Annotated in this window: 16 protein-coding genes; 6 read left to right on the plus strand and 10 right to left on the minus strand. The window is 68.7% G+C overall.

From position 1 onward, the window contains the following. The first annotated feature begins 369 nt into the window (after positions 1-369). The 4 genes from jaqu_RS18765 to jaqu_RS18780 are packed head-to-tail and all read left to right on the plus strand — an operon-like array spanning position 370 to position 3,072. Positions 370-783: a VOC family protein gene (locus jaqu_RS18765; RefSeq protein ID WP_043920541.1), complete on the plus strand. Its 414-nt coding sequence runs from the start codon at positions 370-372 to the stop codon at positions 781-783. After that, positions 780-1,721, plus strand: coding sequence for an NAD(P)-dependent oxidoreductase (locus tag jaqu_RS18770; RefSeq protein WP_043920542.1), 942 nt, complete (start codon positions 780-782; stop codon positions 1,719-1,721). Before jaqu_RS18765 ends, jaqu_RS18770 begins: the two co-directional genes overlap by 4 nt. A 9-nt stretch (positions 1,722-1,730) precedes the next feature. After that, positions 1,731-2,828 (plus strand): pyridoxal phosphate-dependent aminotransferase, encoded by a 1,098-nt coding sequence (locus tag jaqu_RS18775; protein ID WP_043920543.1) that lies wholly within the window; start codon positions 1,731-1,733, stop codon positions 2,826-2,828. Between the two features lie 55 nt (positions 2,829-2,883). Continuing rightward, complete coding sequence (locus tag jaqu_RS18780; protein ID WP_043920544.1) at positions 2,884-3,072, plus strand: hypothetical protein; 189 nt, start codon at positions 2,884-2,886, stop codon at positions 3,070-3,072. A gap of 43 nt (positions 3,073-3,115) precedes the next feature. Here jaqu_RS18780 and jaqu_RS18785 read toward each other — a convergent pair whose 3' ends face one another. From jaqu_RS18785 to folK, 4 genes are all read right to left on the minus strand, one after another. Beyond that, complete coding sequence (locus tag jaqu_RS18785) at positions 3,116-3,793, minus strand: DUF2062 domain-containing protein (RefSeq protein ID WP_043920545.1); 678 nt, start codon at positions 3,791-3,793, stop codon at positions 3,116-3,118. Positions 3,794-3,803: 10 nt separating this feature from the next. Continuing rightward, on the minus strand, positions 3,804-5,936 hold the full coding sequence (locus jaqu_RS18790) for a RelA/SpoT family protein (protein ID WP_043920546.1): 2,133 nt from the start codon (positions 5,934-5,936) through the stop codon (positions 3,804-3,806). A 19-nt stretch (positions 5,937-5,955) separates the two neighbouring features. Next, entirely contained in the window at positions 5,956-6,309 is a 354-nt protein-coding gene (gene rpoZ / locus jaqu_RS18795) for a DNA-directed RNA polymerase subunit omega (protein ID WP_043920547.1), read from the minus strand. A gap of 94 nt (positions 6,310-6,403) precedes the next feature. Further along, entirely contained in the window at positions 6,404-7,006 is a 603-nt protein-coding gene (gene folK, locus jaqu_RS18800; protein WP_316243075.1) for a 2-amino-4-hydroxy-6-hydroxymethyldihydropteridine diphosphokinase, read from the minus strand. Between the two features lie 91 nt (positions 7,007-7,097). Between folK and jaqu_RS18805 the strand changes: the two genes are divergently transcribed. Next, on the plus strand, positions 7,098-7,733 hold the full coding sequence (locus jaqu_RS18805) for a LabA-like NYN domain-containing protein (RefSeq protein ID WP_169746097.1): 636 nt from the start codon (positions 7,098-7,100) through the stop codon (positions 7,731-7,733). Between the two features lie 29 nt (positions 7,734-7,762). On the opposite strand, the gene jaqu_RS18810 is transcribed toward jaqu_RS18805, so the two are convergent. From jaqu_RS18810 to jaqu_RS18825, 4 genes are all read right to left on the minus strand, one after another. Further along, positions 7,763-8,134, minus strand: coding sequence for an NUDIX domain-containing protein (locus jaqu_RS18810; RefSeq protein ID WP_043920549.1), 372 nt, complete (start codon positions 8,132-8,134; stop codon positions 7,763-7,765). Continuing rightward, the gene (gene rnhA / locus jaqu_RS18815; protein WP_043920550.1) at positions 8,131-8,595 is read right to left on the minus strand and encodes a ribonuclease HI; all 465 of its coding nucleotides are present in this window, start codon (positions 8,593-8,595) and stop codon (positions 8,131-8,133) included. The genes jaqu_RS18810 and rnhA overlap by 4 nt, the downstream gene beginning before the upstream one ends. A 67-nt stretch (positions 8,596-8,662) precedes the next feature. Further along, the gene (locus jaqu_RS18820) at positions 8,663-9,682 is read right to left on the minus strand and encodes a YcjF family protein (protein WP_043920551.1); all 1,020 of its coding nucleotides are present in this window, start codon (positions 9,680-9,682) and stop codon (positions 8,663-8,665) included. Beyond that, positions 9,679-11,064, minus strand: coding sequence for a YcjX family GTP-binding protein (locus tag jaqu_RS18825; RefSeq protein WP_043920552.1), 1,386 nt, complete (start codon positions 11,062-11,064; stop codon positions 9,679-9,681). Before jaqu_RS18825 ends, jaqu_RS18820 begins: the two co-directional genes overlap by 4 nt. Before the next feature lie 163 nt (positions 11,065-11,227). On the opposite strand from jaqu_RS18825, the gene jaqu_RS18830 reads away from it, so the two are divergent. Next, the gene (locus tag jaqu_RS18830) at positions 11,228-11,500 is read left to right on the plus strand and encodes a peptidase (protein WP_043920553.1); all 273 of its coding nucleotides are present in this window, start codon (positions 11,228-11,230) and stop codon (positions 11,498-11,500) included. 27 nt (positions 11,501-11,527) lie between these two features. On the opposite strand, the gene jaqu_RS18835 is transcribed toward jaqu_RS18830, so the two are convergent. Together jaqu_RS18835 and jaqu_RS18840 are read right to left on the minus strand one after the other, a co-directional pair. Beyond that, positions 11,528-12,034: a VOC family protein gene (locus jaqu_RS18835; protein ID WP_316243074.1), complete on the minus strand. Its 507-nt coding sequence runs from the start codon at positions 12,032-12,034 to the stop codon at positions 11,528-11,530. Next, on the minus strand, positions 12,001-13,077 hold the full coding sequence (locus tag jaqu_RS18840) for an endonuclease/exonuclease/phosphatase family protein (RefSeq protein ID WP_043920554.1): 1,077 nt from the start codon (positions 13,075-13,077) through the stop codon (positions 12,001-12,003). Before jaqu_RS18840 ends, jaqu_RS18835 begins: the two co-directional genes overlap by 34 nt. Between the last annotated feature and the right edge of the window lie 51 nt (positions 13,078-13,128).

Genomic DNA, 13,128 nt, shown 5'->3' on the forward strand with positions numbered 1-13,128 from the left:
CGCGGCGCCCGCTCCGAGAGCACCGCCCGCTTCAGCCGCCGCTCCTTCCGGATCGCCCGGACCAGGCGCCCGCCCGCCGGAGATCCATCCGATGCGGGCCAGAGGCATGGCCGGGCCGCAGCGCCGAGACCGACCGAACGCCCCGGATCCGCGGGCGCCCCCGATGAGGCGCGGATCGCCCGCGGCCTTCTTCTCGGCCCAAATACTCCCGCCGGAGGCCTCCCGCCCCCGCATCAAGGACGGCCCGCGCAGACGGACGCCTGTCCCACCGCGCGCGACGCCGCCGCGGCGTCTGGGTCCCGGGCCCGGGACGTGGCCGGGTGGCGGATTCGGATTGGCGGCAGGAAACGGGTCGCCTATCCACGCCTCATGAGTATCTTCCACCTCGCTTTCAATGTCGAAGACCTCGACGGCGCGCGGCACTTCTATGGCGATCTGCTTGGCTGCCGGGAGGGTCGCTCGACCGACACCTGGGTCGATTTCGACTTTTTCGACCATCAGATCAGCCTGCATCTCGGTCCGCCCTTCGACCACGCCCCGACAGGAAAGGTCGGCGACCATCTGGTGCCGATACCCCATTTCGGCGTCCTTCTGGATCTCGCCGCCTGGCGTGCCCTGGCAGACCGGCTGGGGGCGGCGGGCACGGAATTCGTCATCGCGCCGACGATCCGCTTCGAGGGCGAGCCGGGCGAACAGGCGACGATGTTCCTGCTGGACCCGTTCGGCAACCCGATCGAGATCAAGGGGATGCGCGACCCTGCCGGATCGGCCTTCGCGACATGACGCTGGTCCTCTTCGCGGCGAATCGGGACAAATGGCGGGAATACGAGGCTTCGTTGAAAAATGCCCTTACCCAAGAGGGCGTGGTCGCCCAAATCCTTCATCTCGACGACGCGCCTCCGCCGGGCTCGGTGGACTGGATCGTCTATGCGCCGAACTCCACCCTCAAAGACTTCACTCCCTACACGGCGCTCAAGGGCGTGCTGAATCTCTGGGCGGGGGTCGAAGGGATCGAGGGCAACCGGACCCTGACCGCTCCGTTGACCCGCATGGTCGACGGCGATCTGACCCAAGGCATGGTCGAATGGGTGACCGGGCACGTCTTGCGGCACCATCTGGGCATGGACGCCCAGATCGCCAATCCCGAATGCCGCTGGGATCCGGTGCCGCCTCCTTTGGCCCGGGACAGGCCGGTGGCGATCCTGGGGCTCGGCGCGCTCGGCGGGGCGTGCGGGCGGGCGCTGTCGGCTCTCGGCTTTCCCGTCACGGGCTGGTCACGCAGCGAGAAGGCGATCCCCGGCATCCGCTCCGTGACCGGCGAAGACGGGCTGGCGGCTGCCCTTGCGGCGGCCGAGATCGTAGTGGTTCTGGTCCCGCATACCCGTTCGACCGAAGGGCTGATCGATGCCGCGCGGCTGGCGCAGATGCGGCGCGGCGCGGTGCTGCTGAACCCGGCGCGCGGGGCCGTGATCGACGATGACGCCCTGCTGGATGCGCTCGATCGCGGTCACCTCGCGCATGCGACGCTCGACACGTTCCGCACCGAACCCTTGCCCGAGGGCCATCGCTTCTGGACCCATCCCCGCATCACGGTGACGCCGCATATCGCGTCGGTCACGCGGCCCGCATCCGCCGCGTGCGTCATCGCGGCCAACATCGCGCGCGGCGAGCGGGGAGAGCCGCTGCTGCATCTGGTGGACCGCTCCGAGGCGCTGGGCTAAGCCGCGCCCATGCGCCTGACCGATCTCGCTGCCTCCCTGCCCGCCTCGGTTCCGTTCACCGGGCCCGAGACGCTGGAACGCCGCGCCGGGCGGCCGTTCGCGGCACGGCTGGGCGCAAACGAGAGCGGCTTCGGCCCGTCCCCGCGCGCGATCGCGGCGATGGAGGACGCGGCCCGCGATGCGTGGATGTACGGCGACCCCGAATACCACGACCTGCGCCATGCCCTCGCCATCCATCACGGTGTCCCGTTCGACAGCATCGTCGCCGGGGAGGGCATCGACGGGCTGCTGGGTTATCTCGTCCGCCTGCTGGTCGCGCCGGGCGATCCGGTCGTCACCTCGGCGGGCGCCTATCCGACCTTCGGCTATCACGTGACCGGCTTTGGCGGCGTCCTGCACCCCGTGTCCTATCGCGGCGATCACGAGGATCCGGACGCCCTGCTGGCGAAGGCGCGCGAGACCGGCGCCCGGCTGATCTACCTGGCCAATCCGGACAATCCGATGGGCAGCCATCACGATGCGGCCACCGTCACCGCGATGATCGAGGCGCTCCCCGAGGATGCGGTGCTCTGTCTGGACGAGGCGTATGCCGATCTCGCCCCCGCAGACGCCCTGCCTCGGCTGGACCCATCCGATCCGAGGGTGATCCGGATGCGGACCTTTTCGAAAGCCCATGGGCTGGCGGGTCTGCGGGTCGGTTATGCGATCGGACATCCCGACCTGATCGCCGCTTTCGACCGGGTTCGGAACCATTTCGGTCTGAACCGCATGGGCCAGGCGGCCGCGCTCGCCTCGCTGGCGGACGAGGACTGGATGACCCATGTCCGAGAGCGGGTGGCCGAAAGCCGTCAGACCATCGCCGCCATAGCGCGCGACGCCGGGCTGCGCCCCCTGCCATCGGCGACCAACTTCGTCGCCGTCGATTGCGGCAGGGACGGTGCCCATGCGCGGCGGGTGCTGGAGGGACTGGCGCAGGAAGGCGTCTTCGTGCGGATGCCGGGGGTCGCACCGCTCGATAGATGCATCCGGATTTCGTGCGGCCCCGTATCCGACATGGAGATCCTGCGCGGGGCCTTGCCGAAGGCCATCGCATTTGCGGGAACGTGACATGCCCCCGCCTCGTTTCCGGCTAGGCTGATGGCCCAAGAACCCGGAGATCGCGATGCACCGCCATCAACCCGACCCCGCACCGGATTACACCAACGCCTTTCTGGGCATCAGCTATCTGATTCTAGTGATGGCGCTTTGGGTGATCTGGGGGATCTGGGGCTACGTGGCGGCGCTTGCGACCTGCTGGCTGGTGCATACGGGGATCGGACGGCTTGCGGTGATCCGCGCACGGGACGACTGACGACGCCACCCGGCCTGTCTCGGAACCGCCGCTTGCGACCGGCCTATTGCGCCGTCTGGTCCGTCGTCGTTCGGGCCGCGCGGGCGGCTTCTTTCTTGGCGGCGGCGCGCGCGCGGATCGCCTCCAGCTTCGCCTTGAGAGCCCAGCGGCGGCGGCGCTGATAGGCCGTGATCAACGGCATCGCGATCGTATAGCTTGCGAGGCCCGCGAAGATGCCCGGGATGATGCCCCCGACGGTCCAGGGCCAGAAGACGTCGTGCCAGAAGATATGCGTCGCCGTCCAATCGACCGGATGGCCCGACAGCGCGTACCAGGAATTCCAGAAGAGATCCTTGCCCGCCCCGGCGAACTTGGAAAACAGGCCCTCGTCCACCTCGCCCTGAAACTCGGTCCCCAGCATCCAGTGCCCGAGATTCAGCGACACGACTCCGATGGGGACGTAGGTGAGCGGATTGCCGAAGAACGTGCCCAGAAGCGACGCCATCACGTTCCCGCGCACGACCCAGGCGAGCATGGCGGCCAGGATGAAGTGCAGCCCGTAGAGCGGCGTGAAGGTCGTGAAGACGCCCACCATGATGCCGCGGCTGATCTTCTGCGGCGTGTCCGGCAGGCGGCGAAGGCGATGCTTGACGTAAAGCGCCGCACGACGCCATCCGCCCCGCGGCCAGAGCGCGAAGATCACCGATTGCCAGATCGGCAGCCTGTCTCGCCGCTTGAACATCGTCCTCCCTTCAGGCCGGGACCGGGGTTCTCAGGTCTCTCCGATAGCGCCTGATCTGAGCCACGTCGCTCTCGGTCTCAAGCGCCATCATCGTCGCATGCAGATGCTCGATGTCGCGCACCTCCATGTCGAGAAGGAGGCGGAAGAAGTCCGGTTTTCGGTCCACGAAGCTCAGGTTCGAAATGTTCGCGCCCTGCTCGCCGATCAAGGTGCAGATCCGACCCAGAACGCCGGTATCGTTGGAAATCGTCATCTCGATGGTAACGTCGGAGGTGGCCGCGTGGTGACCGGGCGCCCATTGCAGGTCGATCCACCGGTCGGTCTGGTCCTCGAATTCAACCATGCGGGGGCAGTCGATCGCGTGGATCGAGACGCCGCGGCCCCGGTTGGTGATGCCCACGATCCGTTCGCCGGGAACGGGCTGGCAGCAGGGCGCCCGCTCGAAATGCGCCTTCGGATCGAGACCCACGACGGCCCTTGCCGGGTCCACGTCCGGGGTTGGACGTTCCTGGGCCAGTTCTGGCCAGAGCGTCTCGGCCACCTTGCGGGCCGTGATCTCGGAGGCGCCGATGGCGGCCAGGAGGTCGTCGGCATCCTCGTGTCCCAGCGCGCGCGCGGCCGTGCGCATCGCCTTCTCGGTCGGCTTCTTGTCGAGATGGGCAAAGGCGGCGCGCGCCAGCTCCCGGCCCAGCCGGACATGGCCGGACCGCCGCTCGGCCTTGAGCGCGCGGCGGATCGCGGACTTGGCGCGGCCCGTCGTCGCGATGTCGATCCAGGTCGCCTGGGGGGTCTGCGCCTCGGCGGTGACGATCTCGACCGACTGGCCGTTCTTGAGCCGCGTCCAGAGCGGCACGCGCAACCCGTCCACCTTGGCCGCGACGGTGCGGTGCCCGATCCGGGTGTGGATCGCATAGGCGAAGTCGATGGGCGTGGCCCCCTTGGGCAACTTGATGACGTCGCCCTTGGGCGTGAAGCAGAAGACCTGGTCGGAATACATCTCCAGCTTGACGGCCTCGAGGAACTCGTCGTGGTCCTGCGCTTCCTCGAATCGCTCGGTCATCTGGCGCAGCCACTCGGCCGGATCGACGGCAAAACGGTTCTCGGACCGCACCCCGTCGCGGTACGACCAATGCGCCGCCACGCCGCGCTCGGCCACTTCGTGCATCTCGCGGGTCCGGATCTGAACCTCGACCCGCTTGCCGTCGCGGCCCGAGACCGTCGTGTGGATCGAGCGGTATCCGTTCGACTTGGGCTGGCTGATGTAATCCTTGAATCGGCCCGGCACCGCCCGCCAGCGGCGATGGACGGCACCGAGCGCGCGGTAGCAATCGCCTTCCTCGTCCGTCAGGATGCGGAACCCGTAGATATCCGAGAGCCGCGAAAAGCCGATCTGCTTCTCTTCCATCTTGCGCCAGATCGAGAAGGGCCGCTTGGCGCGCCCGACGACGTCTGCGGCGATGCCGGAACTCTCCAGCTCGGCCTCGATATCCGACGTGATGCGCCGGATCACGTCCCCCGCCTCGCGCTGCAGGGTCACGAACCGTCGCAGGATCGAGGTGCGTGCCTCGGGATTGAGGACGGAGAAGGACAGGTCCTCCAACTCCTCGCGCATCCATTGCATCCCCATGCGCCCGGCGAGGGGGGCGTAGATATCCATCGTCTCGCGCGACTTCTGGATCTGCTTGTCGTGGGACATGTGACGGATCGTGCGCATGTTGTGCAGCCGATCCGTCAGCTTGACCAGGATCACCCGCAGATCCTTGGACATCGCCATGAAGAGCTTGCGGAAGTTCTCGGCCTGCTTCGTCTCGGAGGACGAAAGCTGGATCTTGGTCAGCTTGGTGACGCCGTCGACCAGTTCGGCGACATCGCGACCGAACCGCTCCTCGACATCCGAGAACGAGGCGCGCGTGTCCTCGATCACGTCGTGGAGCAACGCGCAGGCGATGGTCGCGTCGTCGAGCCGCTGCTCTGTCAGAAGGCAGGCCACCTCGACGGGATGTGTGAAGTAAGGCTCGCCCGAGCGGCGCGTCTGGCCGGAATGCATTTCCGCGCCGAAAGCGTAGGCCCGTTCGATCAGATCGGCATCGGTGCGGGGGTTGTAGGCCCGCACCAGGGCGACGAGGTCCTGTGCCGATATCATGCCACGTCGCCCTCCGGGATCAGCGTTCCCCCTGCGCCTCCATCAGCGCGCGGAGCAGCTTCTCCTCGTTCATGTCGTCTTCAGCCGGCGCGTCCTTCTCGACGCCCATCAGAAGGGTCATGTTGTCGTCTTCCGGCTCGTCGACCTCGATCTGGGTCTGGTTCGACTCGATCAGACGTTCGCGCAGGTCGTCGGCCTGCTGCGTCTCTTCGGCGATCTCGCGCAGGGCGACGACCGGGTTCTTGTCCTTGTCCCGGTCCACGGTCAGCGGCGCACCGGTCGCGATCTCGCGGGCGCGGTGGGCGGCCAGAAGCACCAGCTCGAAACGGTTGGGGACCTTGTCGACGCAATCCTCGACAGTCACGCGGGCCATGGGGACCTCCTGCGGAAAGGGAAGGCTCCATCTACGCAGGACTTTCGCGCTTGACAACCCTTGCCGTCACGGCCGCGCGGGCGACGCATGCGGGCTACAACGGTCGTCCCAACGGCCTGAGGCGGGTGCGGTCACGGGCGGGGATGCGGGCCCACATCGCGGCGACGCTGCGCCCCGTCAGAGGGTGCCGCCAATCCGGCGCGAGATCCATCAGAGGGCCCAGGACGAAGGCGCGGTCCTGCAGGCGCGGATGCGGCAGAAGCAGGTTGCCCGGCGTCTCGTGCATCTGGCGCGCCACCGGCAGGTCGATCCAGGCCCGCAACGTCGGGATGTCGGGACGGATCAGACCCCCGACGGCGAGAAGGTCCAGATCGAGGATCCGCGCGGTCCATCGCAGGTGACGCTTGCGACCGGCGCGCGCTTCGATCGCGTGCAGGTCGGCCAGCGCGCGGGCCGGGTCGACCGGCCGGGGAAGCAGGGCGCAGGCATTGACGAAATCACCCCCCGCGCCGGGCGGGAAGGCCGGCGTGCGCCAGGCCCGCGAGAACCGCAGCGCCGGGCCCAACCTTGCCCGCAAGGCAGCGGCGGCCGCGGCGACCCTGTGCCGATTAACCGACACACCCTGCCCCGCATTTGCGCCGAGGGCGATGAGCGTTACGCTCCGTGAACAGACCATGGCTCTTCCACCGGTGGACATTTCCGGGTAGCGTCCCTCTCCGACCCGCCACTCACACACTCACAGGCATCCGGTCGACCGCGATTATTTTAGAAGAAAGGATTTATTAACGATGTTCTATCGCGACGAAAGACTGGCCCTCTTCATAGACGGCTCCAACCTCTACGCCACCGCAAAGGCCCTGTCCTTCGACATCGACTACAAGTTGCTGCGACAGGAATTCATGCGGCGCGGCAAGCTTCTGCGCGCGTTCTACTACACGGCCCTGCTCGAGAACGAGGAATATTCCCCGATCCGGCCGCTGGTCGACTGGCTGCACTACAACGGCTTCACGCTGGTGACGAAGCCCGCCAAGGAGTTCATCGACAGCCAGGGCCGCCGCAAGGTCAAGGGCAACATGGATATCGAACTGACCGTCGATGCCATGGAGACCGCGCAGCACGTGGATCACATCGTGCTCTTCTCGGGCGACGGCGACTTCAAGCCCCTCGTCTCCGCGCTTCAACGCCGGGGGGTCCGGGTTTCGGTCTGCTCGACGATCCGCAGCCAGCCGCCGATGATCGCCGACGACCTGCGCCGTCAGGCGGACAATTTCATCGAACTGGACGAATTGCGCGACGTGATCGGGCGCCCGCCTCGCGACTATACTCAGACGCCCCGCCCAGCGGACGAGCCGCCCGGCCTGCGGACCCAACCGCCCCATCCCCGGACCCAGCCGCCCCAGGCGCTGCCGGCCGAGGAAGACTGAGCGAGGGCCCGGCGGGGCCCTTCGTCTTGTCAGGGCCACCGCCGGACTTCACGCAGCGCGCGGCGGAAGACGGGGTGGAACCCGGTATCGTCCGCACCCGGTCGGTGCCAGAAGAAGTCGAACAGCAGCCCGCCGTCATCCTCGCAGAAATGCGACCAGCACTCCGGCACCGGCCCGACACATGCCTCCACCATGTGCCACCCCAGATCCGGGATGTGACCGCGCCGGATGATGCGCCGGGCGCGAAGGCCCGCCTCTTCGCGCAGCTCGCGCCGTGCGGCGGCGGCGACCCCCTCGCCCGGCTCGATCCGCCCCTTCACCAGTTGCGCACCGGCCAGCGGGTGACGGAAGGCCAGGATCGCGCGCCCGCGCCGGGGCACGACGCAGACACGGGGCGTCACGTGTTTCGATCCGCCTTGAACGGCTTCATCCCGGCGCGGGCCAACTCGTCGGCGCGCTCGTTCTCGGGGTGGCCGGCATGGCCCTTGACCCATTGCCACGTCACGTCGTGACGCGCGGCGGCCTCGTCGAGGCGGCGCCAGAGGTCCTCGTTCTTGACCGGCTTCTTCGTCGACGTGCGCCAGCCGTTGCGCTTCCAGCCGTGCAACCAGCCGGTGATGCCGCCCTTCACATAGGCGCTGTCGGTGACGACCGTCAGGCGCGAAGGCCGCGCCAACGCCTCCAGCGCCTCGATGGCGGCCATCAACTCCATGCGGTTGTTGGTCGTCTCGGCCGCCCCGCCCTTGAGCTCCCGCTCCTTGACGACGGCCTCGCCGTCGCGCGCGATGAGCAACGCGCCCCAGCCCCCGGGACCGGGATTCCCGGAGCAGGCACCGTCGGTATAGGCAAAGAGATCGGGCATGGCCCCTTGTCGGCGCAACGCGGCCGGAATGTCCACACGGGACGTCGGGACCGGGCCGGTCGCAGCGTCACTCCGTCCGGTCGAAGAGACCCGTCATCGCCCGGCCGACCAGCGCCGAGATGCGGGGCGGACGTTCGGCCGCGAAGGGGAGCGGGCGGCACACTTCAATCGCGGCGAGGCCGACGCGCGCGGTCAGGGCTCCGTTGACGACGCCCTCACCGAAGCGCCGGGACAGCTTGGCCAAAAGTCCGCCGCCCGCGACCGACTGGATCATGTCGTCGCCCACGGCCACGGCGCCCGTCGCTGCGAGATGTGTCAGCACCGCGCGGGTCAGGCGCCAGGATCCCAGCGTCCCGGCCCGTCCGCCATAGATCAGCGCGATCCGGCGGATCATCGTCAGGTTGGAGGCCAGCGCCGCGAAGACGTCCGCCAGCGCCAGCGGCACCACCGCCGTCACCAGAGCCACCTTGCGGGCCGCCGCCTCGACCTCCTTGGCCGCCGCCGCGTCGAGAGGGGCCAGCACCGCCCGTTCCGCCAGCGCAAGTTGGGCTTCGGCGTCGAACGTATCGGCGGTGCGCGCGGCCAGTTCCTCCCGTCCCCAGCGGGTGTCGGGACGGCCAGCGTAGAAGCCCGCGATCCGGTCCGTCACCTTGCGCGCATCGGCCAGCGTCGTCACCGACGCCGCCATCTCGCGCAGGTCGTCGATCCGCCCGAGGCGGCGCAGGGCCGAAAGCTCCCGCACCACGACGGCGAGGCAGGCAAGGACGAACGCGCCCGTCAGGCCCAGCGCGACCCATCCGAGCCAGGGCCGCGTCTCCAGCAGTCCGGTCACGAAGTCCCATGCCGCAAGCGACAACACGAAGCCCAGGAGAGCCACGAGCGTGCCCCAGACCCACTTTCCCAATCCGGTCTGCCGCTGGGCGGCGAGAACGGCCAAGGTCTGCATCGCGCGACCCGAGGGCGGTGGCGCCTCTTCGGCCTCTGGCACCGGCGGCGCGGTGGCGGGGCTCTGCGGCACGGCCTCCGGCGCGGGAGGCTCGGCATCGAGCTCGATCAGGACAGGGCGGCGCGGGGATTTGTCGGTCACAGGCGATCCCCCAGCAGGAACTCGGCGGCGCGGTCCAGGCGGATATGGGGCGGCCCCTCCCCCCGGCACAGGGTATCGGGCGCGGGCGCGAAGGCCATCACGTCGTAATCGCCGTCGAGCCAGCGCGGCGCGCCCTCGGCGGCCTGCGCCAGCAACCGCGACGGATCGTCCGGCAGGTCGCCCGGATGCAGCGCGACATTGCGCCCGTCCAGCAGGCGTCCGCGCACCAGATCGACCTGCACGCCATCCACGTCGCGCGTCTCTTCGGTGGTGGTCCGCAGGGCGGCCAGCGCGATGGCCCGCGTCTCGGCGCCCGCGAAATCGGCTCGGTCGCGCGCGTCGCGCACCAACGCCTCGAGGACGGCCTGAAGGCGGGCATGTTGGGAATGATGCAGATGATCGGCCTTGGTCGCGGCAAAGAGGATCCGGTCGATCCGGCTCTGTCCGAGCAGGCGCAGCAGCCAGCCCGCGCGGCCGGGCCGGAAGGCGCGCAGGATGTCGGTCATCGCCTCGCGCATCTCGGCGAGGGCGCGGGGGCCGCGCCGGATCGCCTCCAGCACGTCGAGCAGCACCACCTGCCGGTCGATCCGCGCGAAGTGCCGCCGGAAGAACGGCTGCACGACGCGCGCCTTGTAGGCCTCGAACCGGCGCGCGAATTCCGCCCTGAGAGAGCCGCGCGGGGCGGCGCCCGGCGGCAGCGGCGCGAAGGTAAGCGCGGGCGAGCCCTCCATCTCGCCGGGCAGCAGGAAGCGGCCGGGCGTCAGGTCATAGGCCCCGGCCTCGCGCGCGGCGTGGAGTGCGGCAGTATACTCGGCGGCCAGCGCCTTGGCCGTCGGCTCCTCCAGGCGGGCGGCGCCGTCGACATCCGGCTGATAGGGGACATCCCAGGTCGCCAGCCGTGCCAGAGTGCGGGCGGACCACGCCTCGTAATCCAGGTCCATCAGCGACAGGTCCAGCAGCCACTCGCCCGGATAGTCGACGATATCGAGATGCCCGACCCGCGCGCCGCCAAGGCCCGACAACAACCCGCCCGCGCGCACGCGCATCGAGACGCGCAGCTCGCTTACGGCGCGGGTGCCGTCTGGCCAGCGCGGCTCGGGCCCGGTGAGCGCGCGCAGGTTCGCCTCGTAATCGAACCTCGGGACGGTATCGTCGGGTTGGGGTTGCAGATAGGCCGCCTCGATCCGGGGCGCGGCGGTCAGGGCAGGCATCCGGCCCCGGTCCAGCAGATTGGCCACCAGCGACGTCACGAAGACCGTCTTGCCCGACCGCGACAAGCCCGTGACCCCCAGCCGGAGCGAGGTGTCAAACGGCGCGAGAAACGGACGCGTCAGCGCCTCGGCCCCGCCCGAGACGGCATCCGCGATGCGACCGATAACCATGTTCCGTCCCCTTCGGCTTGCGGATGGCTAGATAGGGGCTGGCGACACGGATGGCGAGACGGGCTTGCCGTGACACCCGAGGCGCGCTACGGATCGCAACAGGCGGATGGCAGAGATGATCCGCCCCCTTTCGACATGACAGAAGACCGGAGGTTTCGTCGCCATGCAGGCGTCGCGCGGGCCCGGGTCGCTCGAGACGTGGCTGGCCACGCACGAGCAGACCCTGAAATGGATCGCCCTGTTGCTGGGCTTGGGAAGCACGATCGCCATCGTGCAGGATTGGCAGCCGTGGCCGATGATCCTGGGCCTGCCCTTCTGCGTGATCTGGATCGCCTGCGGCTGGCTGCATGGCGAGCGGCAGCTCAAGTGGATCAACGTCGTCTTCACCGCGCTCTACGTCTACGGGATCGTGCGCTGGACGATCCTGAGCGGCTGAGCCTCGAAGAGCCGAGACCGGGACAGATCATCCCGGCGAATGGCAGACGGCCTCCACGTTGTTGCCGTCGGGGTCCAGCACGAAGGCCCCGTAATAGCCGGAATGGTAATGGGGTCGAAGGCCAGGTGCGCCGTTGTCGCGCCCTCCGGCCGCGAGGGCCGCGGCATGGAAGTCCCTCACCTGCTGACGGGTCGCGGCGGCGAAGGCGAAATGTATGGGGGACGACGCCCTGTCGGCTTCGCTGATCCAGAATTCGGCACGTCCGGCACCGAATCTGCCGACCCTCGCGCCGCCCGTGTGCTCGGGCGGCACCATGAAAACGAAAGCCAGACCGAGAGGGCCGAGCGCGGCGTCGTAGAACGCCTTCGACGCACCGAAGTCGGAGACATCGATGCCGAAATGGTCGATCAGGGCGCGCGCCCTCCCGGTTTCACGCGGAAGGCTGGCACCGGCGGCCCATCTGGCCCAGCGTTCGACGCGGGGCCGACAAGGGGCACCGCCTAGCTGGTCAGGTCCTCCGGCATCGGGTTCCAATCGAAGGCCGCCCGGACGATGCCGTGGTCCGACGCGCCCGCGACCTTGGCGCCGTCGTCGCCCACATGGTCGTTCCAGATGAACATCTCGCGGAACGACCACAGGCGGTCGCGGGCGTGGTCGTAGAAATGCGGAGAGACGAGGATGTGATCCAGGCTCTCTCGGCGGTCGTCGAAGATATAGGTATAATAGACGTGGCGCAGGCTGCGGTATTGCTGAAGCCGCTCGACCGAATAGAGCTTGCCGCGGGCGCTGTTTCCCTTGGTCGACTTCTCGATGACCCGGTAGCCCGGCTCGCCCGAGATGAGTTGCGTCGTCACCGATAGCGAGCCGTCGTTCAGGTCGCCCATCACCACGCGCGGGGTGTCGGGATCGGCCTCCAGCATCTCGCGCAGGGCGCCCGCCTCCATCACCCGGCGGACATGGCTGACGACGCTGCGCAGCGTGTCCCGGACGGCCCGGTCCGTGGGCGCGGAGGCGCGGAAATCCAACCGCGCGGGGCCCTTCGACTTCAGATGCGCGACCATCAATTCCACTTCGGGCGGACGCGGCGCACGGCTGGCTTCGGGCTTCATGCGGGCGCGCAGGACGGGGCGCGAGAAGGTGTCGATGGTCACCGTCACCTCTTCCTGTGCGCCGTGATCCTCGACCACGTCGCGAAGCCGGAACGCATCGGGGAACGCCTCGACCCATTCGGCGCCGGGCAGAAGCTGGCTTTCGCCGTTGCGATCCTTGCGCACGGCGAGCGCGACCTGCGGTTTGCGCGGCGGGGCGTCGCGGGCCACGATGTCGTAGCTCTCCCGCAGGCCGGCCTCGTCGAAACACCGCTCCAGCGCGGCGACGGACCAGCATTCCTGGAACCCGATCACCTCTGCGTCGAGCGTGCCCAGCATGTCTGCGATCCAGGCCACCTTGCGGTCGAAGCGGGCGACGCCTTCGGCATCGTCCGGAAGCGGATCCCCGTAGGTGACGCCGCCAGGCACCTGAAGGTTCAGCAGGTTGAAAGTCGCGAAGCTGAGGTCGCGCATGTTTCGATCGGTCATGGTCCCACCCTCCTGCCGGCAGGCTAGCACGGCCAAGGAGACGTGGGGACG

This window comes from Jannaschia aquimarina (assembly GCF_000877395.1).
Classification (GTDB): domain Bacteria; phylum Pseudomonadota; class Alphaproteobacteria; order Rhodobacterales; family Rhodobacteraceae; genus Jannaschia; species Jannaschia aquimarina.